Source organism: Mycobacterium sp. NGS69, assembly GCF_059812165.1.
In genome coordinates, this window is the sequence record NZ_JCALCD010000006.1 from 229,359 (window position 1) to 254,210 (window position 24,852).

27 protein-coding genes are annotated in these 24,852 nt (G+C 65.2%); 10 read left to right on the top strand and 17 right to left on the bottom strand.

Annotation, left to right across the window (positions count from 1 at the left end; all coding sequences use genetic code 11):
• Positions 1-26 precede the first annotated feature (26 nt).
• Entirely contained in the window at positions 27-1,583 is a 1,557-nt protein-coding gene (locus AC5Y2S_RS19345; RefSeq protein WP_499957700.1) for a phytoene desaturase family protein, read from the bottom strand.
• A gap of 1 nt (position 1,584) precedes the next feature.
• Positions 1,585-2,478, bottom strand: a complete 894-nt coding sequence (locus AC5Y2S_RS19350; protein WP_499957702.1) for a DUF1295 domain-containing protein — start codon at positions 2,476-2,478, stop codon at positions 1,585-1,587.
• 138 nt (positions 2,479-2,616) lie between these two features.
• Between AC5Y2S_RS19350 and AC5Y2S_RS19355 the strand changes: the two genes are divergently transcribed.
• From AC5Y2S_RS19355 to AC5Y2S_RS19375, 5 genes are all read left to right on the top strand, one after another.
• Positions 2,617-3,660 (top strand): LLM class flavin-dependent oxidoreductase, encoded by a 1,044-nt coding sequence (locus tag AC5Y2S_RS19355; RefSeq protein ID WP_499957703.1) that lies wholly within the window; start codon positions 2,617-2,619, stop codon positions 3,658-3,660.
• Positions 3,661-3,693: 33 nt separating this feature from the next.
• The gene (locus AC5Y2S_RS19360; protein ID WP_499957704.1) at positions 3,694-4,692 is read left to right on the top strand and encodes an LLM class flavin-dependent oxidoreductase; all 999 of its coding nucleotides are present in this window, start codon (positions 3,694-3,696) and stop codon (positions 4,690-4,692) included.
• Positions 4,693-4,699: 7 nt separating this feature from the next.
• Positions 4,700-6,022, top strand: a complete 1,323-nt coding sequence (locus AC5Y2S_RS19365) for a protoporphyrinogen/coproporphyrinogen oxidase (RefSeq protein ID WP_499957705.1) — start codon at positions 4,700-4,702, stop codon at positions 6,020-6,022.
• Between the two features lie 52 nt (positions 6,023-6,074).
• The gene (locus tag AC5Y2S_RS19370) at positions 6,075-6,776 is read left to right on the top strand and encodes a hypothetical protein (protein WP_499957706.1); all 702 of its coding nucleotides are present in this window, start codon (positions 6,075-6,077) and stop codon (positions 6,774-6,776) included.
• A 133-nt stretch (positions 6,777-6,909) separates the two neighbouring features.
• Complete coding sequence (locus tag AC5Y2S_RS19375; protein WP_499957707.1) at positions 6,910-7,551, top strand: TetR/AcrR family transcriptional regulator; 642 nt, start codon at positions 6,910-6,912, stop codon at positions 7,549-7,551.
• On the opposite strand, the gene AC5Y2S_RS19380 is transcribed toward AC5Y2S_RS19375, so the two are convergent.
• The 4 genes from AC5Y2S_RS19380 to AC5Y2S_RS19395 all read right to left on the bottom strand — a co-directional run bounded on the left by AC5Y2S_RS19380 (position 7,548) and on the right by AC5Y2S_RS19395 (position 10,033).
• Entirely contained in the window at positions 7,548-8,252 is a 705-nt protein-coding gene (locus AC5Y2S_RS19380) for a hypothetical protein (protein WP_499957708.1), read from the bottom strand. The two genes, AC5Y2S_RS19375 and AC5Y2S_RS19380, sit on opposite strands and share 4 nt — an antisense overlap.
• 74 nt (positions 8,253-8,326) lie before the next feature.
• Positions 8,327-8,596, bottom strand: coding sequence for a cytochrome C oxidase subunit IV family protein (locus AC5Y2S_RS19385; protein WP_499957709.1), 270 nt, complete (start codon positions 8,594-8,596; stop codon positions 8,327-8,329).
• 5 nt (positions 8,597-8,601) lie between these two features.
• Positions 8,602-9,204: a cytochrome c oxidase subunit 3 gene (locus AC5Y2S_RS19390; protein ID WP_499957710.1), complete on the bottom strand. Its 603-nt coding sequence runs from the start codon at positions 9,202-9,204 to the stop codon at positions 8,602-8,604.
• Positions 9,205-9,289: 85 nt separating this feature from the next.
• The gene (locus AC5Y2S_RS19395; protein ID WP_499957711.1) at positions 9,290-10,033 is read right to left on the bottom strand and encodes a hypothetical protein; all 744 of its coding nucleotides are present in this window, start codon (positions 10,031-10,033) and stop codon (positions 9,290-9,292) included.
• A gap of 192 nt (positions 10,034-10,225) precedes the next feature.
• Between AC5Y2S_RS19395 and AC5Y2S_RS19400 the strand changes: the two genes are divergently transcribed.
• Entirely contained in the window at positions 10,226-10,888 is a 663-nt protein-coding gene (locus AC5Y2S_RS19400) for a TetR/AcrR family transcriptional regulator (RefSeq protein WP_499957712.1), read from the top strand.
• Here the strand turns inward: AC5Y2S_RS19400 and AC5Y2S_RS19405 are convergent.
• Genes AC5Y2S_RS19405 through AC5Y2S_RS19440 form a run of 8 tightly spaced genes read right to left on the bottom strand, consistent with a single transcriptional unit; the run spans position 10,885 to position 19,213 of the window.
• Positions 10,885-11,547, bottom strand: a complete 663-nt coding sequence (locus AC5Y2S_RS19405; protein WP_499957713.1) for a TetR/AcrR family transcriptional regulator — start codon at positions 11,545-11,547, stop codon at positions 10,885-10,887. The two genes, AC5Y2S_RS19400 and AC5Y2S_RS19405, sit on opposite strands and share 4 nt — an antisense overlap.
• Positions 11,513-13,039 (bottom strand): class I adenylate-forming enzyme family protein, encoded by a 1,527-nt coding sequence (locus AC5Y2S_RS19410; protein ID WP_499957714.1) that lies wholly within the window; start codon positions 13,037-13,039, stop codon positions 11,513-11,515. Before AC5Y2S_RS19410 ends, AC5Y2S_RS19405 begins: the two co-directional genes overlap by 35 nt.
• Before the next feature lie 24 nt (positions 13,040-13,063).
• Entirely contained in the window at positions 13,064-14,230 is a 1,167-nt protein-coding gene (locus AC5Y2S_RS19415; RefSeq protein WP_499957715.1) for a thiolase C-terminal domain-containing protein, read from the bottom strand.
• Positions 14,227-14,979 (bottom strand): Zn-ribbon domain-containing OB-fold protein, encoded by a 753-nt coding sequence (locus AC5Y2S_RS19420; protein ID WP_499957716.1) that lies wholly within the window; start codon positions 14,977-14,979, stop codon positions 14,227-14,229. The genes AC5Y2S_RS19415 and AC5Y2S_RS19420 overlap by 4 nt, the downstream gene beginning before the upstream one ends.
• A complete protein-coding gene (locus tag AC5Y2S_RS19425; protein WP_499957717.1) occupies positions 14,976-15,872 on the bottom strand; it encodes a hypothetical protein in 897 nt (298 codons plus the stop codon). Before AC5Y2S_RS19425 ends, AC5Y2S_RS19420 begins: the two co-directional genes overlap by 4 nt.
• 10 nt (positions 15,873-15,882) lie before the next feature.
• Positions 15,883-17,058, bottom strand: a complete 1,176-nt coding sequence (locus tag AC5Y2S_RS19430) for an aromatic ring-hydroxylating oxygenase subunit alpha (RefSeq protein WP_499957718.1) — start codon at positions 17,056-17,058, stop codon at positions 15,883-15,885.
• Between the two features lie 5 nt (positions 17,059-17,063).
• The gene (locus tag AC5Y2S_RS19435; protein ID WP_499957719.1) at positions 17,064-18,296 is read right to left on the bottom strand and encodes a cytochrome P450; all 1,233 of its coding nucleotides are present in this window, start codon (positions 18,294-18,296) and stop codon (positions 17,064-17,066) included.
• Positions 18,297-18,337: 41 nt separating this feature from the next.
• Complete coding sequence (locus AC5Y2S_RS19440) at positions 18,338-19,213, bottom strand: SDR family NAD(P)-dependent oxidoreductase (protein WP_499957720.1); 876 nt, start codon at positions 19,211-19,213, stop codon at positions 18,338-18,340.
• 313 nt (positions 19,214-19,526) lie between these two features.
• Here AC5Y2S_RS19440 and AC5Y2S_RS19445 point away from each other — a divergent pair, with 313 nt between their 5' ends.
• Positions 19,527-20,681, top strand: a complete 1,155-nt coding sequence (locus tag AC5Y2S_RS19445) for an acyl-CoA dehydrogenase family protein (RefSeq protein ID WP_499957721.1) — start codon at positions 19,527-19,529, stop codon at positions 20,679-20,681.
• A 14-nt stretch (positions 20,682-20,695) separates the two neighbouring features.
• Here the strand turns inward: AC5Y2S_RS19445 and AC5Y2S_RS19450 are convergent, their stop codons facing one another.
• Both AC5Y2S_RS19450 and AC5Y2S_RS19455 read right to left on the bottom strand, forming a co-directional pair.
• Complete coding sequence (locus tag AC5Y2S_RS19450) at positions 20,696-20,890, bottom strand: ferredoxin (protein ID WP_499957722.1); 195 nt, start codon at positions 20,888-20,890, stop codon at positions 20,696-20,698.
• Positions 20,891-21,012: 122 nt separating this feature from the next.
• Positions 21,013-21,501: a MaoC/PaaZ C-terminal domain-containing protein gene (locus tag AC5Y2S_RS19455; RefSeq protein WP_499957723.1), complete on the bottom strand. Its 489-nt coding sequence runs from the start codon at positions 21,499-21,501 to the stop codon at positions 21,013-21,015.
• Between the two features lie 134 nt (positions 21,502-21,635).
• On the opposite strand from AC5Y2S_RS19455, the gene AC5Y2S_RS19460 reads away from it, so the two are divergent.
• From AC5Y2S_RS19460 to AC5Y2S_RS19470, 3 genes are read left to right on the top strand one after another with little or no spacing between them, the layout of a single operon-like run.
• The gene (locus tag AC5Y2S_RS19460; protein ID WP_499957724.1) at positions 21,636-22,760 is read left to right on the top strand and encodes an acyl-CoA dehydrogenase family protein; all 1,125 of its coding nucleotides are present in this window, start codon (positions 21,636-21,638) and stop codon (positions 22,758-22,760) included.
• The gene (locus AC5Y2S_RS19465) at positions 22,757-23,749 is read left to right on the top strand and encodes an acyl-CoA dehydrogenase family protein (RefSeq protein ID WP_499957725.1); all 993 of its coding nucleotides are present in this window, start codon (positions 22,757-22,759) and stop codon (positions 23,747-23,749) included. The genes AC5Y2S_RS19460 and AC5Y2S_RS19465 overlap by 4 nt, the downstream gene beginning before the upstream one ends.
• A 36-nt stretch (positions 23,750-23,785) precedes the next feature.
• Positions 23,786-24,550, top strand: a complete 765-nt coding sequence (locus tag AC5Y2S_RS19470) for a crotonase/enoyl-CoA hydratase family protein (RefSeq protein ID WP_499957726.1) — start codon at positions 23,786-23,788, stop codon at positions 24,548-24,550.
• 7 nt (positions 24,551-24,557) lie between these two features.
• Here the strand turns inward: AC5Y2S_RS19470 and AC5Y2S_RS19475 are convergent, their stop codons facing one another.
• On the bottom strand, positions 24,558-24,773 hold the full coding sequence (locus tag AC5Y2S_RS19475; protein ID WP_499957728.1) for a hypothetical protein: 216 nt from the start codon (positions 24,771-24,773) through the stop codon (positions 24,558-24,560).
• Positions 24,774-24,852 lie beyond the last annotated feature (79 nt).

The window sequence follows — 24,852 nt, forward strand, 5'->3', positions numbered from 1 at the left end:
CGGGAACCGGGCCGCACGCAACCGGATTACAGCGACTTCAGGACGGTGCGCGCGGTGGTCCGACCGGCCCAGCCGTGCACGCCGCCCATCGGGTGCGCACCCGCACCGGTGTGCCAGAGGCCCGGAATGGGCGTGCGGTAGCCCGCCAGCGCCGCGGTCGGGCGGTTCAGACCCATCTGATTGAGCGACATGTCGACGACCACGTAGCTGCCGTCGTGGGTCATTTCCCGAAGCTCGTCCGGGCTCTTGACCCAGCTGCCGATGACGGCGTCGGCGAAACCGGGCACTACCTCGTCGACCTTGCCTATCGCCTGAGTGGCGAGGGGTTCGCGGTGCGACGCCCACGCGCTGCCGTCGGCGAAGGACTGCGGCACCGCGGTGCAGAACAGGTACATGGTGTCGCCGGCGCTGCCCGGCGGTACCTGCGAGCGGTCGAAGGCCGAGGGCATCAGCGCCCACATCGGGGTCTCGGGCGGAATCGTGCCGTGCATGGCGCCGTCGAGCGCGCGGTCGACGTAGTTCTTGCTGTCGCCGATCAGCATGTAGCTGCCCCACAGTTCCGGCCTGTCGCACAACAGCTTTGGGCGCCGCGATAGCGCCACGTCGATCTTGGCGTTGTTGATGCCCCAGCCGTTGACGCGGATGTTGCGGACCTCGTCGAGCACCTCATCGGAGACGTGGGCCGGGTCGACCAGCTTGCACATCAGCGTGATCGGGTCGACCGCCGCGACGACCTGGCTTGCGTGCAGCACTTCGCCGCTGACCAGCCGCACCCCGGTCGCCTGTCCGCCGCGCACCAGGATCTCTTCGACCGCCGCGTCGGTGCGGGCCTCGCCACCGTGGTGGCGCAGGCATGCGGCCAGCGCGCGGGTGAACTCGGCCATGCCGCCGACCGGGCGTTTGATTCCCCATCCGATGTGCAGCATGATCACGCCCAGCACCGCGCCCGATCCCGGTTCCCGCAGTGGGGCTTCCGAACCCGAGGCGTAGATCGCCAGCAGCGATTTGACCTCGTCGGACTCGAACATCGTCTCGATGAGCTGATGCGGGGAGGCCATCAGCATGCGCGCGACGGGTGCGAGGTTGCGGCGCTTGCGGACCGCTCGCCAACCAAGCTCCGCGACCGTCTTCACCCGCGGCCGGGTTGGGTGGTCCATCAGGTAAGGCGCCGCCACATACCAGAAGTCACACCACATCTCGCACAGCTGCGCGAACTTGGTGGCGTCTCGTTTCGAATACCGCCGGATCTCCTCCACCGTGCGATCGAGCGAACGCCACAGCCCGATCGATTGGCCTTCCGGCCCGAGGTAGGCGCCCCACGGCTCGGGACTGGCCTGGTGCAGCCCAAACGATTCCAGCCGGAGCTCGCTGATGATGGACGGCTCCAAATTGGTGAACAGCAGGTCCACCGCGCACGGATTCATCACGAATCTCGGTGCCTCCGAGACAGTTTCACGCGAGTAGGTCATGCCTCCGAGCCACGGGTTTCGCTCCAGGACCACCACGCGCTTGCCGGCGCGGGCCAGATAGGTGGCGCAGGTCAGGCCGTGGTGGCCGCCACCCACGACGATGGCGTCGTACACGTCAGGCGGCGGTTGCCTTGGCGCGCTGCTCGGCCAGCCGGGCCTGATTGCGCGCGATGGCGTCGGCCGACAACGGGAACGGCAGGAAGCGGCGAGTGCGGGCCATCAGCTCCTGGTACTCCGGCCGCACGCCCATGTAGTTGTCCTGGAACGCCGAACCCAGCACCGACGTCAGCATGATCGTGTTGATGATCGGGCCGGCCACCGTCCACCAGCAGGCCGGGTTACCCGCGACGGCCACCAGCCACATGCCCCACCAGACCGTGGTGGTCCCGAAGTAGTTCGGGTGGCGACTGTGCTTCCACACTCCGGTGTTGAGGTAGCGCGGGCGCTGATCCAGCGCAAGGAAGGCCTGCAGTTGCGCGTCCGCGACCGTCTCGAAGTAGAGGCCGACCATGAACACCAGCAGGCCGGCGAACGCGAGCAGGCCGATGCCGCCATCGGGCGCCCGGTTTTTCAGGATCCCGACGACGGCCGGCATGCCGATCAGCACGATGATCACCGCCTGGGGCTCCATCACCCGGAAGAAACTCTTCCACCAGTAGCCGGGGGACATCTCCTTGACGAAGTTCAGGTAGCGCGGGTCGCCGCCGTACACGGGCACGTAGCGCCGCCAGCGCGCCGCGAGATACCAGCCCAGCCGGCCGCCGTGCAGCATCACCATGAACAGCAGCAGCGCCGCGGTGACCGATTGGGCGCCGACGATCAGGTACGCCAACAACGCCGGAACGGCGTAGGCGAAGCCGTACCAGCCGTCCATCATCGAGTGGTTGCCCTGAATCAGGCCGACGCCCCAGAGGATCGTGACCACCGCGAAGGTGAAGATCGCGCAGAACAGGAAGACGCTGAGGTCGCTGGACGGGTTTACGCCCAAGCTGCTGACTAGACCGCTCACGTCGCTCACTCTAACAAATAACGAGAACGATCGGTCACAAAAATTCGAAACACTGCTATGGTGCTTCACATGCGCCGCTCCGACCGGACGTTTACGATCGTTCAGATATCGCAGGGCTGTCGGGAACGGGGCTGACCGATGCGCATCGGACACGGTCATTTCTTTCAGAATCTCGACGGACGGGCCGATCACGACGTCTGGCGGACCGAGATGGCACTTGCCGACCGCGCCGAGCACCTTGGCTTTGATTCGGTGTGGGCGGTCGAGCACCATTTCGCCGGCTATTCGATGTCGACGGACCCGCTGCAGTTCCTGACCTGGGTCGCGGCCCGGACCCAGCGCGTGCAGTTGGGCACTATGGTTTCCGTCCTGCCATGGCACGATCCGATCCGGCTGGCTGAGCACGCGTGTGTGCTCGACCACCTCTCGGGCGGAAGGCTGATCCTGGGCATGGGGCGCGGTCTGGCGCGCCAGGAGTTCGACGGCTTCGGCGTCGAGATGGCGCGCTCCCGGCAGCTCTTCGACGAGTACGCCGCCGAGCTGCTGGATGCGTTTGAAACCGGGCGCATCCGCGGCGTCGAGCTACGCCCGGCGCCGCTGGCCCCGCTACGCGGGCGGGTGTTCGCGTCCTCGATCTCGCCGGAGTCGGCCGAGGTGATGGCGCGGCTGGGCGCCGGAATCATGATCTTTCTGCAGAAGCCGTGGGAGCAGACGGTGGGGGACCTCGAGCGCTACGGCGAGCACTACCGCCGATACCGCGGCGGCGACCCGCCCAAGCCGATGGTGGTGATCTTCAACGCCTGCCACGAGGACCGCGACATCGCCGCCCAGCTGTTCGAGCAGGTCGTCGCCTACTACCGGTCGACGATTGACCACTACGGGTTCGCCGATGAGGCGATGGCGGCCATCCCCGGCTACGAGTATTACGGCAACATCGCCCGCACGATCGCAAAGCACGGCCGCGAGCAGTTCGCGCACTTTCTGGCCGAGTTGCAGCCGCGGGGGACGCCCGAGGAAGTCATCGAGCAGACCCGAGAGATCGTGCGGCGCACCGACGCCGGCGGTCTCATCGTCGTTTCGGCGTTCGGAAACCTGGCTTCCGACGTCGCGGTGGCCAACCAGGAACGCTTCGCGCGGGCCGTCATGCCCGCGTTGTACGAGACCGTCGGCAGTTCAACCTGAGAAGGGGTAGGGGATTTGAAACTCGGTATCACTATGCCCAGTCGCACGGCGCCGCTCGCGCGCATACCGGAGTACGCGCGAATGGCAGACGAGGCGGGTTTCGAGTCGGTGTGGAGCTATGAGCTGTACCGAAACCCGTTCGCGATGCTGTGCACATCGGCGCTGACCACGTCGAGTGCGGAGCTGTGCACGGGGCTCGCGACCGCCTTCACGCGGTCTCCGTTCGAGGCGGCCAACGCCGCCGCGGACGTGGACGAATTGTCCGGTGGGCGGATGAAACTGGGTCTGGGAACGGGGGTGCCGGAGTTCCTCGGCGCGTTTCACTCGACCGACTTCAAGACCCCGGTCAGGCGCATCGGTGAATACATCGACGCGCTGCGCAGCTCCTGGGCGTACCTGGCGGGCGAGCAGGTGAACGGCTTCTCGGGGGCCCACTATCAGTTCGCCGCGCCGCCGATCAACCCCTGGGGCCTGCGCGAGATGGTCCGGCCACAGATTCCTATCCTGCTCGCCGGCATGCGCCCGGCGCTGCTGAAACTGGCCGGGGCGAAGGCCGACGGATGGATCGGATACCTTTGGACGCCAAAGTTTTTCGATCTGGTCGTATTGCCCAACATCGCGGAGGGTGCGCGCTCGGCCGGTCGTGATCCGGAGGCACTGGATCTGGCGTGCGAGGTCATCTGCTGTGTGCACCCCGACCGCGACGTCGCGCTGGCGCGGGCCAAGAAGCATGTCGGGTTCTACATCGCGCACCCGATCTCCGACGTGGTCGCCGAAATCGAGGGCGTGCAGGACCTGGTCAACGGATTGCGCGTGTCGATGATGCAGAAGGGGCTGGCGGCCTTCGAGGATACGCCCGAAGAGCTCGTCGAACTGTTCTCCATCACCGGGACACCGGAGGAGTGCCGCCAGAAACTGGACAACTACAAGGGTTTACCGCATCTGGCCCTGCACACATCCTACGTGCCGCCGTTCACCGCCGAGGAATCCGAGGACTGTTACCTGCAGATCATCGACGCGTTCAAGCGGTAGGGCTGACATGACGGACGACGTCGTCGTCGTCGGAGGTGGTCCCTCGGGATTGGTCGCCGCGCACCGGCTGTCCCGGGCGGGCGTTTCGGTCAGGGTGCTGGAGGCCGGCGACCGGGTGGGCGGCAAGATGCGTACCTCGCACCGGGACGGTTTCGTCCTCGACGAGGGTGCGTTCTTCCTGCCGACCACCCACCGGACCCTGCTGGCCACCGCCGTCGACATCGGAATGGCCGACGAGATCGTCCCGGGCGGATTCATCCTCGGGGTCGTCCGGGACGGGGTTATTCACGATCTGGATGGCAATCATCTCGTTTCCTCCCTGGTTCGCACCCGGCTGCTATCGATCCGGGCGAAAGCGGAGGCAATCAAGCTCGTTCCGGAATTGCTGCGCGCCCGAAAAGCCGGCTACGCGCGGATGCCCGAGGTCGGACGCTATGACACCCAGACGTTGTCGGTGTGGTCGCGCTCGCGGTTGAGTCCCGAACTTCAGGAGTACCTCGCCGAGACGGTGTTGCGCGGCATCGCCGCCACGAGCGGCGACACGGCGTCGCGGGCCGATTTCTTGTCAATTCTGGCGCTCTTGGGTGGCGCGAAGCTGGTCGGATTCCGCGGTGGGATGGGTTCGTACACGGATCGGCTGGCTCGCGACGTGAAAACAGAAGTCGGCGCGGAGGTTATCTCGGTCGAGGACAACCGAAGTGGCGTCACAGTCACCTGGACAGATCAGGGTGGCGTCGAACGCGTCGACCGCGCGGCGGCCTGTGTGGTCGCGACCCCGGGGCAGACGACCGCACGGATCGTGCCCGGACTGGATGCTTGGCGGCGATCGTTCCTCGACCGGGTGCGCAACGGGAAATTGCTCCTGCTCAAGGTCGGCCTGTCTCGTCGACCGCGGGATGTGAGATCCACCTACGTGCTCGTCCCGCGAGCCAGTCACCCCTTCCTAACCGGGGTCATGCTCGACCATCACAAGACGCCCGGTCGCGCCCCCGCGGGCAAGGCACTGCTCACCGTCGCGGTCCTGGACTCATGGAGCGCCGAGCATTGGGACGATAGCGACGATCAGATTCGCCAGGCCATCCTCGGCGCGCTTGAGCAGATCCTGCCCGGCACGACCGACTGCATCGAGTTCGCCGATGTGTACCGGTGGCGCGAGGAATACACCACGGTCGGCTTCTACCGCGACCTTGGAAAGTTCCGGCAGCTGTGCGGTCGGGATCGGCGCATCCAGCTGGCCGGCGACTCCCAAGCGTTCCAAAATCTGGAATCGGCAACGATATCCGGTCTGCGGGCGGCTGAGCGGTTGCTCTCTAGCCAAGTCCTGTCCTGACGATCGCACGGAAGGCGCGGCCATGATGACTGAACGACAACAGCGTGTATGCGTGTGGGGCGGCATCACTTTTGCTCCGCTATTCTTCGTAGGTTTTTGGCTTTTCGCCGGCTTCATACCGCCGCCCTCACCGGGCATGAGCGTGGACGCGGTAGCGCGGATGTTCGCCGAGGGACGCGGTCGGATCCGGATCGGCATCTGGATCGCCTCTGCCGCGGCGCCCTTCCTGGCGTTCTTCGTCGCGGCGCTCACCCATCAGATCCGGCGCATCGCCGGTCGCGATTCGCCGCTTGCGACGGCGCAGCTGATCGCCGGTTCGTGTTTGATCCTCGAGTTCCTCTTCCCGCAACTGGTTTGGCAGACGGCCGCCTATCGAAGCGGACGCAGCCCCGAGATGCTTCAGATGCTCAACGACCTCGCGTGGCTGCCGTACGTGGGGATCGTCGGAACGGCGATGGTCCAGATGGCGATCATCGCGATCGCCGTACTCCAGGATCATCGTCCGCAGCCGCTGCTGCCGCGCTGGTGTGCCTACCTCAACATTTGGACCGCGCTGGGTGTTGCGCCGGGCAGTTTCGTCGTGTTCGTTCACGCCGGACCCCTGGCATGGAACGGGATACTGGCCTGGTGGGTGCTGTGTGTGTCGTTCTTCGTCTGGATGGTCGCCATGACCTGGCTCATGTTGCGGGCGAGTCGCGCCGCTGAGCGCACCGAAGAGGCGGGTGTGGCGAGATTGCAGCCCACACTTGGCTAAAGAGGCGAAAACCTGTCGCTATTAGATTTCTGAGCTCGGCTATTGGTGCTTTTCACGGCCGATATCCGATAATGTGCTCATGGCTCGCCCCTCCAAGCCGCTTATCCGCCGCGACGCCGTGGTGGAGGCGTCGTTGCGCATCATCGACACGGAGGGCCTGGACGCGCTCAGCCTGCCCAGGCTCGCGCGGGAACTCAACGTGCAGGCACCGTCGCTCTATCACCACTTTGAGGACAAGGCGGCGATCCTCAAAGCGGTAGCGCGGGCGATCGTGGTGGAGACGCGGTTACCCGACCCCACATCGGTGCCGAATTGGATTGAATGGCTTGTCGCGCTGAGTTTGGCGTTTCGCGAATCTATGCTGCGGCACCGCAATGCGGTGCCCCTGCTGCTGCAATTCATGCCGCGTGATGTGTTGATCCGCAACTATAACGAGTCCGCGACGCACCTGATCGAGATCGGGGTGCCCCCGGAGCAAGTGGTGTTGATCCTTGACGGCCTGGACAAGCTGACCTTGGGGGCCGGCATCACCGAGGCAATGCACGGCGACGACGCCGGAGGCCGCCCATTCGCCAACGCCGATCCCGCCACCGAACCTGCGCTGGTCGCGGCGGTGGCTGCCAACCAGCGATCCGCGGCAGGGGCCTTCGCCGAAGCCATCCGTAGTTTCCTGCGCGGCGCCGCGCCGACCGTGCCGGAGGCGGCGCCGCCGCCGCAGCATTGGGGGCATTTGGACTTGGCAGCAACCGATCTCGAGAAGTCGACGGCCTCCTAGCGGACGTCTGCGGTGGCGGAGATCTCTCGCGTCAGGTTGCGGTGGACGGTGATCGTCATCGACATTATCCAGACAACGAATCCCGTAAGCGGTATGTAGAGCCCGACAATGCCCGTCCAGGCGAACGGGCCTTGCTTGAAGAACAAGACGAGGCCCGCCGGGATGATGAGCAGCGCCACCCACAAGCTCAAGTATCCGAGCCAGTGCGGAAGCACCGGCTCGGCGCCGCGATCGATCAAAATGGCGGCGGCAATGGCAAGAAGCTGCAGCCACAGCGACCAGATCACTGTCATGAACAGGATCCAACCGACGTCGTGGAGCGCTCGGGTGACGTCGGCCGCGCGGTCGTCGAAACGATAGCTGGCCGCCATCCAGATGCCGATCGGCGTGATGAATTCCAGCGACAGCAGGGCGCACGAAACCATCTGCGTGTCCGCAAGGGCCTTGGCGCCATTGATCCGTTTCAGTTGCCCCGAGATCGCGACCGCCCACGGCACCAGCAGAGCCGAGCCGGCCATCGAGATCACCATCCCGATCTTGATGGCGTTTGTGTGGCCTTGATACAGCGCGAATATGTCCGCCGCGCTGGCCTTTGGGGACGACGGTGGAATGAACCCGGCGATAAAGAGGAAGGCGCCGAGCCAGAGGACGATCATCGCCGGCCCCGTCCAGATCAGGACGCGCTGCACTTTAGCTTCCATAGTGACCTCCCTAACGGGCTGTTGCCGATATTCTGTCGTTGACGATGCTGCGGACTCCGGAATCATGTTGCGGCTCAAAGGAAGAGGAACACTCCTAACAGCAGCACGCAAACGATGAGGCAGTACGCTTCGAACAACCCCCGCAGGACATTCGGCGCCTCCCGCAGCTCCATGAAGTACATGCCGACCAGGCGGACTTTGATGAATGCGATCAGCAAGATGATCACGCTCGCCAGCTCATGATTGTGCGTTCCGTGCTGACTTCCGAGCGCCCAGGACACGGCGGTGGCGCTGACCAACACCAACCACACCGCCGTTGCCGGCGTGCGAAGCAAGCTCGTCATTCGATTCACCTGACCAAGAAAATCAGCGGGAAAAGGACCAGCCAAAGCAGGTCGACCATGTGCCAAAAGCACGCACCGCCCTCGAAGAAGGCCCACTGGTGCGTGGACAGGCCGGTCTTGCGGGCCAGGACGAACAGCGTGGCGAGCACACCCAAGCCGATGATCAGATGGAAGAGGTGCAAGCCGGTGAGTACGAAATAGAGCAGGTAAAAACTATTGGTGGTGGGGATCTGGTGTGCTGCAACCCGTTCGGAGTACTCGAATGCCTTGACGACAATGAACGCCACACCGCAGACAAAGGCGCCGACGATCAGGCGTTGCGCGAGCACCCGCTCGTCCACCCTCATCGCGCGTACGGCCAACACGACGAACAGCGAACTGATCAGCAGGAACACCGTGTTGACGGCGCCGAGGTTCTTGTTCAGCGTGGACTGGGATAGATCGAACAGGTCGACGTGCTTGCTGCGCTGGATCAGGAAGTAAGTGAAGAAAACGGCGAAAACGCAGATGTCGCCGAGGATAAAGATCCAGACGCCCGCTTCGCCGGGGACTTTCTTCGTCTTCTTCGCGGCGGGTGGCGCTAGCGGCTGTGTGGTGGTGGGTTGCACGCGGCTATGCTTCCTGGTCAAAGGGCGGGCGATCGGTCGTATGGCGACGTGCGGGGGCGGCCTGGGCCACCCCCGCAGCACGACCTCAGACCGCGGCCATCGCAATCTGGTTCTCGGGCCGGCTCGCTTTCTGCCTGTCGATGGCTTGCAGGGTTAGCACCGACATGGCGATCATCCACCCGAAGAAGATTGCGAACGGGATCCAGAACGCGCCGACGCCGTTGTAGGCGAACAATCCGTCGTGGAAGAACACGATCAGCCCGGCGGGGAAGATCAGGATTGCGCACCAGAAGTTGAGATAAGCGACCCAGCGCGGATACAGCGTGGGCACATTGTGGTCCTTGATGATCGCCAGGCCGATCACGGCCATCCACAACGCGAATGGCGGCCAGGTGAACAGGAAGTCGAACCACACCCAGTCGTTCATGATCTGCATCACCGCGGGGTCGAGCGACTCTGGCCGAAACGCGATGACGCCCCAAGTCATCGGGATCAGAATGAAGAAGACATAGCCGCCGCCCTGCAGTGCGATCGACGAGTACGTCAGGATCGGCCAGCCACGTTCCATCTTGCGGATGAAGATGGTGATCGCCATGCACCACGTCGCCCAAAACGACCAGAAGATGCACTGGATCAAACAGCCCAGACGGATTTCGTTACGTCGGTCGATGAACCTCTGGGCGAGCTCCTTCGCCGACAGCGCGGGCGAGGGTGGTGGGATGAAATGCATCATGAACCCCTGCGCCACGATCATCGCCACGATCAGTGCGATGCCCGACCAGACGGCGGCCTTGGCCAGGCCCGAGTCCAGTTCAATCCGTTTCGCCATGAGTCTTCACTCCCAACTAGACGATGATAAGTGACACTAGCTTAAGTGGTGAGTGGCGCTTACGATAGGGGCAAGTGCACATTCGGCACCGCGCGCCAGGTCATCCCAGACGGGCTGGCCCGGCGCCTTATCGCACGCCGGCACCGGCTAGAAGTTCGGGCCCGAAGACGACTCGGGTTAAAGTCAGTGAAAATGTCGTTCAGTAGGGACAATCCTGTGCCAAATCCTCGAAACGGACGCCGCGGCGGCGACGAGATCAGAGAGCTCGTCCTGAAAGCTGCGCATCGCCTGTTTTCAGAACAGGGCTATCACGGCACCACGACGCGCCAGATCGCCGAGGTGGCCGGTGTCGGCGAATCGGTTCTGTTCCGCAACTTCGGAAGCAAGGCGGAACTGTTCGAGACGACGATCCTTTCGCCGTTCTCCGACTTCGTCAACAACTGGGCCAAAACCTGGAACGTCAGCGTGACATCGGAAACTGAACCTTCCGAGATCGCGCGCTCGTTCGTCAAGGGCTTCTACGCGCTGGCCTCCGAGCACAAAGAGTTATTTCGCACGCTCGTGGCCGCTCAAGTCAAGGGCGGCGAACCGGCGCTCGCGGAGGCCGCCGCGCGCGTCAGCGGCCAACTCGCGGATAACCTGCGCGCCGTGCAACTCGTGCTGCGGGAACACGCCGCCGCGCGGCATTTCCGTGAACTTGATGCTCCGGTTACTGTCGCCATGTCCGTTGGGTCGGTGCTGTCGCTGGTGCTGCTCGACGATTGGTTGTTTCCGCCGGATCGGCGCCGTCCGGGCAGAGACAGGCAGATTGAGGAGGTGGTGCAGATGCTTCTGTACGGAGTGACGGGACGCTAGGCCGGCGGAATAAACGCGGGCAACACAAAGGTCTTCAGTAGTGCACGCATGCCGGGGTCGTCGGCCCCGGTGACATCACGGCGCCCGACCATGACGAATTGCACCAGTGCCAGCCACTGGCCGACATCCAAAACGTCAAGGTCCGAACGGATTTCGCCGCGCAGGATTGCCCGCCGGAGCACCGGCTCCCACATCTCGGCGGTCAGCTCGGCTGCCAGGGCGGAACCGTTCACGATCGGACTGGTGACGCCGAGATGTTCGGGGCCCACCAGAATCCGGACGATCGGGTCCTTGCGGCCATGATCGATCAGATACAACAGTCCTTCGACGAGCTGTTCGGCGAAGGACTCGAACCCGAAGATATAGTCACGGGCCCCGTCGAACAGCATCCGCGAGCGCCGCTCGATCAACGCGGCCAGCAGGTTGTCGCGGTCGCCGAAATAGCGATACACCGTGGGACGGGAGACGCCGGCCTGCTTGCCGATGTCGTCCATCGTGGTTTTCGAGACGCCGTAGCGCGCGATCACGCTTTCGGCCGCGGCCAGGATCTGCTGGCGTGCCTCGGCGGTATCGGTGCTGAGAACGCTGCTGTTGGTGCGCCGTCCGGTCCGGCCCCGCCGGGCTTCACCGGGCGCGGGTAAACCGTTGACCGATGTCACGATATTCCTCCCGGACCGCCTGTTTGGCGATCTTGCCGCTGGGCAGCCGGGGCAGCGGTTCCGACCGCAGCACGACATACCGCGGGACCTTGTAGTCGGAGAGCAGTTGTTCGCAGTGCGCGATCACCGCGGCCTCGTCGAGGCCCGCGGCGTCGGGTGCCACCGTGATGATCGCGGCGGGCGTCTCACCGAAGCGCGGGTCTGAAGCGGCGATGACGGCGACCTCGGCCACGCCGTCGAGCCCCGCGATGACCGCCTCCAACTCCACTGGCGAGATGTTGATTCCACCGGAAATGATCAAGTCTTTCATGCGGTCGACGAACGTGACGCGCCCGCGTTCGTCGCGGGTTCCCAAATCACCGCTGTGCAGCCAGCCGTCACGGATCGCCGCCGCGGTGGTTTCCGGATCGTCCCAGTAACCCGGCGTGACCCCGGGGCCGCGCACCACGATCTCGCCCTGCTCGCCCGGTGCGGCCAGCGATCCGTCGTCCGCCATCACCGCCACTTCGGTGAAGATCGAGCCGATGCCGCACGAATCGGGGTGGTCCAAAGCCTCGGCCTTCTGCGTCGCGGTTGCCACGCCTCCCGCCTCGGTCATTCCGTAGATTTGGCGAAGCAACACGCCCTTGTCGGCCCATCGCCTCAGTAGATCCGTCGGCACGGCGGCCCCGCCCACAATAGCGGTCTGCAGCGAGCTCAGGTCGGCGTCGTCGAATCCTTCCGCGCGAGAAAGGGATTCGAAGATCAATGGGACACCGAAGATCGCGCGCACCGAGTGCTCTTGGATGAGCTTGACCGCGCGGGAGGGATTGAGTTCTCGTTCGACGACGAGGGTTCCGCCCAGCACCGTGGTGATCAGCAGCCCGTACACCAGGCCCGGGGTGAACGCCAGCGGCAACACCAGCAACGTCACCGTGCCGGGTCGGAAGCCTTCCTCTGTCAGCGTGTTCTCCAGCACGATGGCCAGCAGGGTGTTGCTGGTCAGGATGACGCCTTTGGACAGGCCGGTGGACCCGCTGGTGAAGATCACCGCGATCGGCTCGTCGCCGGCACGGTCGATGCGGAAATCGTCGGGATCGCCGAATCGCTCGGCGTCGACACTGTCAAAGGACAGCACGGCGAATTCGCGGCCTGCTTGCCGTGCCTCGTGTGCGACGGCGGTATGAGAGGGCGCGGCGATCATCCGGCTGAGGCCGGCGTCGTCGGCAATCTTGCGTACCTCGGCGGGCTTGAGGCGCGCATTGAACGGCACCAGCACCGCGCCGGCCTTCATGATCGCCAACGCCGCCACGGGCCATTGCAGCGTGTTGGGTGCCAGCAGCCCGACGCGGTCGCCGGGTTTGACGCCGTCATCGGCCAGCCGCCGTGCCAACCGGCCGGACCAGTCGTGCAGTCGGCGATAGCTGAGCGCATCGGTTCCGAGGACGACCGCGGGCGCCTCACCCTTGGTTCGTGCCCACCAGTGCAGTGCGGAGCCGACTGTCGCGGCCATCTTCCTCCTCGATTCCCCGGTGCGTCAGATCGTGGCCGCGGACCCGAACACGGTCGAGCTGACCAGTGGGGCCATCGGGCCGCCGATCAGCAGCGAAACCTCGGCACCGGCAACGGGATTGGGCGAGCCGCCGCGGATTTGGCGCACCGCCTCGGCCACCAGGCCGATGCCGTGCACGAAGCCGTCGGCGATGTTTCCGCCGGCGGTGTTGATGGGCAACCGGCCGCGCTCGACGGTCAAGTTGTCCAGGGTGAGAACCTCACCGGCGGCTGGCCCTGGGGGGCACAACCCGTGGTCGATCATCGACGCCACCGCGGGGCCGGTGAAGTTCTCATACACCTGGGCCACATCGACGTCGGCCGCTGTGAGTCGGGCGCCGTCCCACAATCGCTGTACCAAAGCGGGGTGAAATCCCGCGCTGGTGTACTCGGCTTCGTTTTCCACCGACTCGGTCCAGCCCGCCGAGGCGCCCTGCACGCCGGACAGGATATACGTCGGTGTCCCGCGGTACTCGCCGATCCGTTCGGCGCTGACGACCAAAATCGCGGTGGCGCCGTCATTTTCACGCGAGCAGTCGAAAAGTCGCAGCGGTTCGGAAATCAGCCGGGCACCCTGGTAGCGGCCGTGGTCGAGCGGCTGGCCGTACGCCACCGCGCGCGGATTGTTCTGGGCGTGGTGGTAGCCGGCCAGCGCCACGGCCTCCACGGCCGACGGCGGCACCCCGTCGACCTCCAACATCCGCTGGGTGCGCATCGCGCACACCTGGGCGGGGGCGATCATGCCGTGTGCGGCGTAGAGGTGACCCATGTGCCCTTTGTTGTACGCACCGCGCCCGTCGGTGGCCTGCGACAAGCCGCGGTAGACCGCGACGCAGCTGGCCTGTCCGCTGTGCACCGCCGCGGCGGCGCAGTTGACCGCCGCCGCCACCGCGCCGCCTCCGCCGCCCCACACCTGAGTCGACCAGCGCACCTCATGCACACCCAGCGCCGCGCCGATGGCCAGGCCTTCGCTGGAATCCCCGGCGTAGGAGACGAAACCGTCGATGCCGCGCGGGTCGGCGCCGGCGTCGTCGCAGGCCCGCAGGATCGCCTGCAGCACCAGTTGCGCTGACGACAGCGGGCTGGTGCCTCGCTTGTAATAGTCGGTCGAACCGACCCCCACCACCGCGGTCGACGCGCGAAACCCGCTCACCGAGCTTCCAAGCCCGGATCCAGGTGCCAACGGACGAGCGGCCAGTACTTTTCGTCCGGGGGCCGTTCGATCACCCCGCGCACCATCGCGCCGATGCGTGGGGTCAGCCCGTCCGCGTGCTGGAGGACTCCCAGGACCCGGCGGGCGCCGGCCGCGGGTAGTTCCACCAGCACCACGACGTAGGGCAGGTGACCGGTGGCCTCCGGGGTGAACGGCTGCCAGGTTCGCGTCCACGAGTAAATGATGCCCACCGGGTCGACGGCCTCGAAATTCAGGTCGAAGCTATGACAGGCCGGGCAGATCGGGCGCGGCGACCAGACCCACGTCGCGCACTGCCGGCAGCGTTGCAGCAGCAGCCTTCCGGCGCGCAGCCCTTCCCAGTGGGCCGCGTCGAGGCCGTCGGGGGAGGGACCGGTGAGGCCCACCCACGGCGGCGAGTCGGGAATGTTGCGGACGCTGGCGACGCGCCAGCTGCCGTCGGCGAAAAGCACCCAGCGGCTGCGCAGTTCAAACCATTGGTCATCGAGTTTGGTGTAGCGGATGATGGCGTCGTAGTGCCCGGGCTCGGCTTCGGTGATGGTGCGTACCTGGGCCCCCTTGAGGCGGGCGGGTACGTCGGCCGAGGCGATCAGCTGACCGATGCGGTCGGGCAGGAAATCGGCCAGCACCGAGTCATTGTCGCCCGCGGCAACGGCCTTGCCATGGGCATCGACGGTGCTTGCCAGGTCGGCCGGGATCGTGTCGGTCATGGCTGGCCGCCGATTTGGTAGCGCACGTCGGTGCGGTCGTGTTGAAAGCCCGCCAGTCGACAGGCGTGGACCAATTCGGGGTTACCCGAGTCGACGTGAATCGCGATGCCGGTCATGCCGGCCTCGTGGGCCAGGGCCGCCGCACCCTCGAGCAACCGGCGGCGCTGCGGCGCTTGGGCGACCGGTGCGGCGAAGGCCGACACGATGGTGGCGCAGCGGCCGAACTCCTCGGACGCCACGGCGCGCAGATCCAGCGCCGCCACCCCGACAACGCGCCCGGCCTCACGCAACGCATAGGTGTGAGCGCTTTCGGGGGGCGCTGACAACCAGGCGAGGTCGGCCAGTGCCGCATCGTCGACTGGTTCCAGAACGGGTGCCGCGGCGGCGTTATCGAGGGCATCGGCGGAGCGGATGAGTTTCCAGACCCGCCGGGTGCGCGGGATCAAGAACCGGTCGGAAAGCCTGCTCGCCGCGGGGTGGTTACCTTGTGCCCACGCGGTGACCGTGTGGGCACCGGTGTCCAGCCAGCCACCCGGACGCGCCGTGTCCAAGCCGACGCGTTCCAGCAGCAGTGTCATGATCCCGATCGAACGCAAGCCGGGATCGACCACGGCGCTGGCCGTTGCCGAACCGTCCGACGAGCACTTCAGGCGGATCAGCCCGGCGATGCGCTCGGGTTGGTCGGCCTCGCCCATCGCCGTGGCGTAGGGCAGCATCCAAATCACGAGATGGCGTGTCGACGAATCGGACCGCGACATCGCACGATCGACGTCGGCGAAGTCGATCGTGTTGTATTCGGGCTCGGCGTCGTACTCGGCGGCACGCCCGAGCAGGCCGGACAGTTCGGACGATTCGTCGGGACTCAGACTGGTTCGCCACTCGTACTTGATCATCGAACGGTCACTAGGTGCCGTGGCCCTCGGCGAGCAGCTTCTTGGTCTCCCGGCGGAATACCTGGTTGGCGGTCTCGTTGCGGCCCAGCAGCATATCGCCGGCGTCCGCACTCGCCATCCCGCGCTGCGAATTGCGCAGCAGCGGGAAATCCTCGTTGTGCAACACGGCGAGGAGAATTTCCCAGTTCTTGTCCCAGAGGCGATTCCAGTGAGCCTCGTCGATGCCCGCGTCTTCCTGCGTTGGGACCATCAGCCGTTGCTCCATCCGCGACTTGGTCGGATCACTCTGATGCGGCCGGAACGTCAGCAGCTGGAAGTGATCCGGTTGGCGCAGCAACGTGCTGTTCGGCAGCAGGAAGTGAGTCTCGGTGACATAGCGATCCAGTTGGCGGTCGCCGGGATCCTCCTCCAGCCAGCGGTCGATCGACTTGCGTGGCGCGATGAACCGGCAGTGCCGCCCGAAATCTTCGAAGGCCATGACGTTGGTGTGGATGATCTTTCCCGCGGTATTGGGGTGGGCGTACTGAATGTGGTAGCCGTCGAGGAACGCGTCCTGCATGATCTTCCAGTTGGTCGGTTCGTCGAATCCGGCCGACCGGACGCACTGGAGCTTGTCGATGCGATAACCGGCGAGGATCGAATCCATATCCGGCCCAAGCCAGGCCGCCACATCGATCGAGGCGTGAGCATTGTCGACCACCCAGACGAAGCCATGCCGCTCTTCGCACGGGAGCTCCACAAGACCATGCTCTTTTCGATCGACCTCGCCGAAGGTGGCATCGCGGGTGACCATCCGCAGCGACCCGTCGGGATCGTAGGACCACCGATGATATGGGCAGGAGAAAACTCGGCAGCGGCCTTTCTCGCTGTCCTCGAGTAGGGCGCCGCGGTGTCGGCACAGATTCACGAACGCCTTGACACCGTTGTCTTTCTGGCGCACGACGATGATGTTGTTGCGTGGCATTTGCGCGGTGATGAAGTCATACGGGCGGGCGATCTCGGAGCCGTGGGCGACGATCGAGGGAACCCGGCCGAAGATGAGATCACGCTCCTGCTGCGCGAGAACCGGATCCGTGAATTCGCTCGCGGAGAAACCGACAACGTCGTCGAACTTGTCGGTGGTTTCGTTACGTAACAGCTCAAGTGCCCGACGGATTCGGTCTTGGCGGGGAAGCGATGTCGTCATGGGGCTTACTTCTCTGGTGTAAAGGTGATCGGCATTCGGAGGCAGCCACGCACCTGCGTCGAGTGGTATACGGGAGGATCCGACTCCACCAGCTGATAGTCCGGGATCCGCCGGTGCAGTTCCTCGAGCGCGATCGTCAATTCGACGCGGCCGAGGTGCGAGCCCAGGCACCGGTGCACCCCGGCCCCGAATGACAAGTGCCGGTTGGGGAAGCGGTTGATGTCGAAGTTGACGGACTCAGAAAACGTCTTCGGGTCGCGGTTCGCCGAAGAGAGCACCAGGAGCAGCTGGTCGCCCTCCGCGATGCTGACGCCGCCCAGCTCGACGGCGCGCGTCGCACGCCGGCCGGCGGAGACTGCCGCTTCGATGCGGAGGATCTCCTCCACGGCCTTCGGGATCAGCGCCGGGTCGGCGATGATGAGATCCCGTTGGTCTGGGCTCTCGACGAAATGCATGATTGCCCAGGCCAGTGATCCCTGCACGGTGTGCAGGCCACCCATCAACAGCAGGTAGAACATCAAGATGAGTTCTTGGTCTTGAAGCAGCCGGGCGCCGTCGGCAAGTTCGACTTTGGTGTTGATCAGCACGGACGTCGCATCTCCGCGAGGATGGCTGCGCCGATCCTCGATCACCTGCTGGAAATAACCGGCCACCTTCAAACCGGCGGCAATGCGGGCTTGGTCGGACTCCTCCGCGGTACCGCCCGGCTTGCCGAACAGCACGATGTCCGTGGCCTCGGTGAACAGCGGGGCGTCTTCCAGCGGCCAGTCCATCAAGGCCAAGAAGATCCGGGCCGGTAGCTCGTGGGCGAATTCAGAGATGAACTCGGCGTGGCCCTTTGGTGCGAACCCGTCGATCAACTCGTTGACCACTGCACGGATGTCGTCCGAGAGCTTCTTCATGCGTTGGGGACTGAACAGGGGCTGCAACACGTGCCGGTAGGCGGTGTGCTCCGGAGGGTCGAGCTCGAGCGGAATGAACTTGCCGAAATCGACCGGGGTGACCAGGTTGTTCGGGTAGCTGGAAAAGGTCTCATGGTCGGTAAGGACTTGGTGGACTTCGTCGTACCCGGTCACCACCCAGTGCCCGCCGTAGGCCGGCGAGTAAAGGACCGGGCCTTTCGCGGCGAGCTCGGCGACCCGCTGCTGAAACACGTCCACCGGGGTGGCCAGGCTCGGATCGTAAACGTCGAAGTCCGTGACGAGGTTCGGCGGCACCCGATCCATTGCTGTGGTCATCTCGCTACTCTCCATTCCTTCGAATCATCTGCGGCGCCTGCTCAATTCGCGTTCGATGCGAGCTCGGGATTGAGGTCCTCGGGGAACCACATTCCGACGCGGGCAAGGGTGCCCCCGTCGGTCGCGCCGATGGTGGCCCCGGAGATGTAGGCCGAGTCGTCGGAAACCAGGAACAGCGCCACCTTGGCGTTGTCCAGCAGCGATGGGGGGCGAGGCACCTTGAGCGGTATCGGCGAGACGGTGGGATTCCACGGGCCCGCCACCTCTTCGTAGGATTGGCCAACCACCGGTGCACCCGGGGGCAGCAAGAAGTTCGGCGACATGCCGTGGGTCGGCGCGATGGCATTCACCCGGATGCCGAAGCGGCCCAGGTCCAGGCTGAGGGCGCGTACCAACCCGTTGACGCCGGCCTTCGTCGCGCAGTACAAGGCGATCTTTGGGTAGGCGACCAACGACGCCGCCGATGACGTGGCCAGAATGGTGCCACCGCCATTGGCCTTGAGGTGGGGAATCGCGGCCTGAGCCGTATAGATAACGCCACTGAGGTTGACGCCCAACACGTGCTGCCAATCGGCCTCGGTCATGTCCTCGAACTCGACGGCCGGTTCGGTGCCGAGGGCCGCAGCGCCACCGCGTGACACAACGCCCGCGTTGGCCCACGCGATGTCGAGCTTCCCGAAGTGGTCGACGGCGCTGGTCACCGCGGCAGTAATTTGGCTTTTCTGGGCGACGTCGGCCGTGATCGCAATGGCGTCACCACCTTGCTGCTCGACCAGCTTTGACGTCTGCTCGGCACGGTCCGCATCGATGTCGACGATCGCGACCCGGGCGCCCTCTGCGCTGAATAGTTGCGCCGCCTGCCTGCCGAGGCCCGAGCCCGCTCCGGTGATCAAGGCGACCTTGCCTTCGAGTTTCATCGTCCTCCTTTGTGGGCCTTTGCCCCGGCGTCGAGAAGTCTTGTGCGTCGGAGCATCGATGTGGTCGACGAGCGGTATGGGCCGCGCTGCGCTCCGACTGGCATTAAACTTACGACACTAGGTATGAGACGTCAATCAAAAAATGTCAGCTGGTTCGTGAGCCGGCGGGCCGGCCAAGTCTGGTAAGCGGATAATCCCTGTGTCCAGGCAGTGCAGAAAGACGGAGACGCGCACCGCTGACACCTGGTACGCGGGTCAAGGCGTTGGAACGGTAATCTATGAGAAAAAGATTTATGGCGGCAGCGGAGGTGTGATGGACAGCGACCTCTTCGGGGAGGACCACGAACGGTTTCGCGCGTCGGTGCGCGCATTCGTCGATGAACAAGTGGTCCCGAAGCTGCAGCAGTGGGACGCCGACCGTTTGATCGACCGCGAGACCTGGCGGGCCGCGGGCAAACGGGGCCTCCTGGGCTTGGCCGCGCCGCGGGAGTTCGGCGGTGCGGGGGAGCGGGACTACCGCTATCGGGTGGTGATCCAGCAGGAGATCGCCCGGGTGGGCGCGTCGGCCTTGCAGTCGGGCTTCTCCACCAACGACGACATCGTGATGAATTATCTACTGCGCCATGCCAATGAAGACCAGCGTGAGCGGTGGCTTCCCGGATTTGTAACCGGCGAGAACATTGGTGCCATCGCGATGACGGAGCCCGGGGCGGGCAGCGACCTGCGCGGCGTCCAGACCAGCGCCAGAAAAGACGGGCGCGCCTGGGTTCTCAACGGCTCCAAGACCTTTATCACCAGCGGCATCCTGTGTGATCTCGTGATCGTGTTCGCCAGGACCGATCCGGGCGCGGGCTCCCGAGGTTTCAGTTTGTTTGTGGTCGAAGATGGCACCGCGGGGTTTCACCGCGGTCGCAAGCTGGACAAGGTGGGGCTGCACGCTCAAGACACCGCGGAGCAGATCTTCGACGACGTGCGTCTCGGAGAGGGCAACTTGCTCGGCGACGAGGGGGCCGGCTTCGCCTACCTGATGCAAAGCCTGCCGCTGGAGCGCCTGGGGATCGCGATCGCCGCCCAGGCCTCGGCGGAGGCGGTGTTCGACTGGACGATGGGGTACGCCACGCAGCGGCGGGCGTCGGGCGAGCGGATCGGCGATTTCCAGGCGCCGGGATTCGTTCTGGCCGAGCTGCGGACGGCTATCGAGGTATCCCGCGCGTACTTGGATCGCTGTGTGCGCGCATACAACCAAGGCGCACTGACCGCTGTCGATGCGGCGAAGGCCAAATATTGGGCGACCGAACTACAGGGTCGGGTGATCGACGCGGGCGTCCGGATGCATGAGGACTACGGCTACGTGCCCGAATACCCGGTCGCGAAGGCCTTCATCGACGCGCGGGTTCAGCGAATCTACGGGGGCACCAACGAAATCATGCGAGAGATCGTTCGCCGGGATCTGATGGCCGGTGGTTGAACGCTAGCGGCTCGCTAGTCGTCTTCGAGCACCAGCGCGACCTCCGGGCATGCCGCGACACCCTGGCGGGTGGCCTCCTCGTCGCCGGGGGCGACGGTGTGCTCCTGCAGTGTTGAGTAACCGTCGTCGTCGATCGGGAACAAGTCGGGCTCGAGCGCGTAACACTGCGCGTGTCCGGCGCACTTACCGCGTTCAAGGCGCACCTTCATCACCCGCTGCCTCCACTTCGTTTATGTGCCACGCCGCTTGCTGGCGTCACTCTGGCCCGCCCGCCGACAGAAACCTCATGACAATAGGTTAACGCACGTTGACTTCCGACCAGTGTTCAGAGTCAGTCGGCCACGGGTTGTCGGCGACGAACGACCTGGATTCCTACCATCGTCATCACCAGGTCGCCGTCCTGATCCGCCATCTCGTATAGGCAGTGCACGTCGGCTTTTCGTGCGCCCATCCTGACCTCGACGACCTGTAGGGATCCGTGGAGGACCGAACCCGGACGGACAGGATTCGGCAGCCGCAAACGGTCGAACCCCTTGCCCGCGACCAAGGCGAGCCGGGCCATGAACTTGGGCGACGAGATGCTCGCGAACAACGACAACGTGTGCATCCCGCTGGCGATCACGTCACCAAACGGTGATTCGGTTCCATCGACGTGGATGGGGAGCGGGTCGAATTTCCGTGCGAAGCAGACGATTTCGTCCCGAGTCACGCCGACGGGCCCCAGCTCCATCCAGTCTCCGACGGCGAGGTCTTCCGCGTAGAGAATTTGACCGGGGCTCACGGACGCAAGATCGCGGCCCTCGTGACGGGGCAGGCTCATTCGGCCAGGCTAGCGGGTGGCCCCGGCCGCGCTTCGGCCGCCCGCACTGATTTGAGACATAAAAACTCAAAATGTTATCGTTGCGTCGTGCGCCACTCGGAGACGGGACTGCGGGCATGACGGAGACTGCCTCCATGACCGAACACGACTCACGCGCCGATACGGCGCGGCCGCTCGGCGCACTGCGCGAACAGGTGCGCGAGCTGACCGGTTCGTGGTTGTCCGCGGGCCGCTACACGCCGCGCAGCGACTGCTGGCTGCGCTCCTTTGACCTGGAGTTCTCCCGCGAACTCGCGGCGCGGGGGCTCATCGGGATCACGTGGCCGGTGGAATTCGGGGGTGGCGGCCTGGACGCCCGGTCACGCCTCGTCGTCACCGAAGAGCTGCTGCGTGCCGGAGCGCCGGTCGCCGCCCACTGGATCGCCGATCGGCAGATCGGCCCGGCGATTTTGCGTCACGGCACCCACGAGCTGCAAAATGAGTTGCTGCCCGGCATCGTCAAAGCCGAGTACATCTTCTGCCTGGGTATGAGCGAGCCGGAAGCGGGATCGGACCTGGCCGCCGTCCGGACGGCGGCGAAGAAGGTCGAGGGGGGCTGGTTGGTCACCGGCCGCAAGATATGGACCAGCGTTGCGCATCGCGCGACGCACGCCTATCTGCTGGCCCGCACCGATTCGATCGGCAAAAAGCACGAAGGCCTGTCGGAATTCGTCGTGGACATGTCCACACCCGGGATCGAGGTTTCCCCGATAGTCGACATGTCGGGGGAGCACCACTTCAACGAGGTCACCTTCACCGACGTCTTCATTCCGCAGCATCGCCTGCTCGGCGCGGAGGGAAACGGCTGGCGTCAGGTGGTCGAGCAACTGTCGTTCGAACGCGGCGGTCCCGAGCGAGTGTTGAGCACGTACCCGCTGTTGGTCGAAGTTCTCGGTCACCTGCGTCGCACGTCTGATGACCGTCACGATGTGGAACTCGGCGCGCTGGTCGCCCGCCTCGCCACGCTGCGCAGACAATGCTGGGAGATCGCCAGCGCGATGGACGCCGGCCGGGCGCCCGTCGTGGAGGCGGCGAGTCTGAAGTATCTCGGCACGGAGTTCGAGAACGACGTCGTCGAATTCGCCCGCAGAGTGGGGCTGCCAACCTCGCGCACCGACCCGCTGGCGGAAGCACTCTTGGCTTCACCCGGGTTCACCCTCCGGGGAGGCGCCTCGGACGTATTGCTTTCGATCGTCACGAAAAGCGAGACCCGGCCATGAGTGAATTCGCGCACGAGTTGACGGAGCTCATCAGGAACCTCGCAGCCGACGCGGGCGATCCGGGTTGGGTATGGGGCCAGGTCTGCGAGCTGGGCCTCGCCGGGATCGGTATGCCCGACGACAAAGGCGGTTCCGGGGGGAGCGTGGCCGACCTGGTGGTCGTCGTCCGGGAGTTGGCACGCGCCGGGCTGAATACCCCGATCGTCGAGGCGACGACGAGTGCTTACGCCGCTGACGCCGTGGCGGCCGGCGAACGTTTCGACACCGTCGTCATCGCTCCCGACCTGGACGTCTCGTCAAATCCCGTCACCGCCAACTTGGCTCGAGTGCCGTTCGCCGACCGGGCCCGCGAGCTGGTGATCGTGACTGCATCCTCAGTCGTGACAGTTCCGCTGTCGGCGGCGTCGGTGACCGTCGAACCCGGCCACGACATCGCCGGCCTGCCCGACGCGCGGGTGAGCCTTGCCGGCACCTCCGTCGCGCCCATACCGGGCGGACCCGGCGCTGCGCAGGTGATCGACCGGCTGTCACTCACCCGGGCGGCCGCATTGCTCGGCACCGCCTGGGGGGCCTACGAGCTCACCCGCAAGTACGTCATGGAGCGCGAGCAGTTCGGCGCCCCGTTGGTGAAGATTCCGGCGGTGTCGAGCGCGTTGGCGCAAATGGCGGTGCGGACCAGGTTCGCCCAGTCGGCGCTCGACAAGGCGACGGCGGCGTGCGCGGATGCCCACGCGTCCGAGCTACAACGGTTCGGCGCGATGTCGGCTGCCCGCATCGGCGCGGCCACTGCGGCGACGCTGGTGGCACGGACTTCGCACCAACTGCACGGGGCGGTCGGCATCACCGCCGAGTACGACTTGCATCGCTACACCAGCAAGTTGTGGGCGCTGCGAGACGCCGACCAGTCGGAATTCGCCTACTGCCGACGGCTCGGGGCACGGGTGCGAGACGAAGGCGAAATTGAGCTGTGGGAAAGCATCTCGGCTTAGCCGACGGGGCACCGGCAAAACTTCAGGAGGCAGACAATGAGCGACACCGTCCTGGTCGACACCGCCGATCGAGTCATGGTCATCACGATCAACCGTCCGGAAGCCAAGAATGCGATTGACAGCTCGGTTGCCACCGGCATCGCCGCGGCCATCGACGACTTGGAATCCCGCGACGACCTCACGGCGGCGATCCTGACCGGTGCCGACGGAACATTCTGTGCCGGTATGGATCTCAAGGCGTTTCTGCGTGGTGAGTCACCATCGATTCCGGGCCGCGGCTTTGCCGGCCTCACGGAAAGCCCCCCGACAAAGCCTTTGATTGCGGCGGTGGAAGGCTGGGCGCTGGCCGGTGGTTGCGAACTGGCCCTGAGTGCGGACATCGTGGTGGCGAGCACCGCCGCCAGATTCGGTTTGCCGGAGGTCAAACGGGGCCTGGTCGCGGCCGCGGGCGGGTTGCTCAGGCTGCCGAAGGCGCTGCCGTACTCGCTGGCGATGCTGACCGCGTTGACGGGCGAACCGATCAGCGCCGAAGACGCGGAGCGCCACGGACTCGTCGCCGTGCTCGCCGAACCCGGCCAGGCGTTGGCCGCGGCCCGCGACATCGCGGCGAAAATTGCTGCCAACGGTCCACTGGCGGTCAAGGCGACAAAGAAGATTCTTGCGCACCAAAGCAATTGGACCGATCTCCCGGCGTTCGAATGGCAACGCGAGATCACCGGTCGAGTACGGGAATCGGCCGACGCTAAGGAAGGCGCGCTGGCCTTCGCGGAAAAACGCGCGCCCCGATGGCAGGGCAGGTAGCGGTCCGCTATCCGCCGTTGAGGTCGGCACCCGGCTGACCGACGCCAGGCTGGCTGACCGGTCCATGTCCGGTCCAGGCGTCGGGATCTTGGCTGAGATCGATGTCGTGGTCGAGGTCGGGCATCATCGGGAACATGCGGCAGAGGAACGGAACACTCGAGTGGCACGGATCGAAGCCCGGGTCGGCACCGGCCGGTGCGGCAACACACAGGCCGGTCGTCACGGCGCCTAGCACAATGATTGCGGCCCTCGTCAAGGCGGACATGAAGGCTCCCTCCCCAGTCGGCAGCGCTGCGAGGCCA

Bases quoted from the DNA above. Each gene is read 5' to 3' on its own strand.
- AC5Y2S_RS19355 (WP_499957703.1), top strand. From the start codon at position 2,617: ATGCGCATCGGACACGGTCATTTCTTTCAGAATCTCGACGGACGGGCC.
- AC5Y2S_RS19385 (WP_499957709.1), bottom strand. From the start codon at position 8,596: ATGACGAGCTTGCTTCGCACGCCGGCAACGGCGGTGTGGTTGGTGTTG.
- AC5Y2S_RS19445 (WP_499957721.1), top strand. From the start codon at position 19,527: ATGGACAGCGACCTCTTCGGGGAGGACCACGAACGGTTTCGCGCGTCG.
- AC5Y2S_RS19380 (WP_499957708.1), bottom strand. From the start codon at position 8,252: ATGGAAGCTAAAGTGCAGCGCGTCCTGATCTGGACGGGGCCGGCGATG.
- AC5Y2S_RS19420 (WP_499957716.1), bottom strand. From the start codon at position 14,979: ATGACCGACACGATCCCGGCCGACCTGGCAAGCACCGTCGATGCCCAT.
- AC5Y2S_RS19465 (WP_499957725.1), top strand. From the start codon at position 22,757: ATGAGTGAATTCGCGCACGAGTTGACGGAGCTCATCAGGAACCTCGCA.
- AC5Y2S_RS19455 (WP_499957723.1), bottom strand. From the start codon at position 21,501: ATGAGCCTGCCCCGTCACGAGGGCCGCGATCTTGCGTCCGTGAGCCCC.
- AC5Y2S_RS19425 (WP_499957717.1), bottom strand. From the start codon at position 15,872: ATGATCAAGTACGAGTGGCGAACCAGTCTGAGTCCCGACGAATCGTCC.
- AC5Y2S_RS19435 (WP_499957719.1), bottom strand. From the start codon at position 18,296: ATGACCACAGCAATGGATCGGGTGCCGCCGAACCTCGTCACGGACTTC.
- AC5Y2S_RS19365 (WP_499957705.1), top strand. From the start codon at position 4,700: ATGACGGACGACGTCGTCGTCGTCGGAGGTGGTCCCTCGGGATTGGTC.
- AC5Y2S_RS19440 (WP_499957720.1), bottom strand. From the start codon at position 19,213: ATGAAACTCGAAGGCAAGGTCGCCTTGATCACCGGAGCGGGCTCGGGC.
- AC5Y2S_RS19470 (WP_499957726.1), top strand. From the start codon at position 23,786: ATGAGCGACACCGTCCTGGTCGACACCGCCGATCGAGTCATGGTCATC.
- AC5Y2S_RS19460 (WP_499957724.1), top strand. From the start codon at position 21,636: ATGACCGAACACGACTCACGCGCCGATACGGCGCGGCCGCTCGGCGCA.
- AC5Y2S_RS19360 (WP_499957704.1), top strand. From the start codon at position 3,694: ATGCCCAGTCGCACGGCGCCGCTCGCGCGCATACCGGAGTACGCGCGA.
- AC5Y2S_RS19400 (WP_499957712.1), top strand. From the start codon at position 10,226: ATGTCGTTCAGTAGGGACAATCCTGTGCCAAATCCTCGAAACGGACGC.
- AC5Y2S_RS19430 (WP_499957718.1), bottom strand. From the start codon at position 17,058: ATGACGACATCGCTTCCCCGCCAAGACCGAATCCGTCGGGCACTTGAG.
- AC5Y2S_RS19450 (WP_499957722.1), bottom strand. From the start codon at position 20,890: ATGAAGGTGCGCCTTGAACGCGGTAAGTGCGCCGGACACGCGCAGTGT.
- AC5Y2S_RS19395 (WP_499957711.1), bottom strand. From the start codon at position 10,033: ATGGCGAAACGGATTGAACTGGACTCGGGCCTGGCCAAGGCCGCCGTC.
- AC5Y2S_RS19410 (WP_499957714.1), bottom strand. From the start codon at position 13,039: ATGGCCGCGACAGTCGGCTCCGCACTGCACTGGTGGGCACGAACCAAG.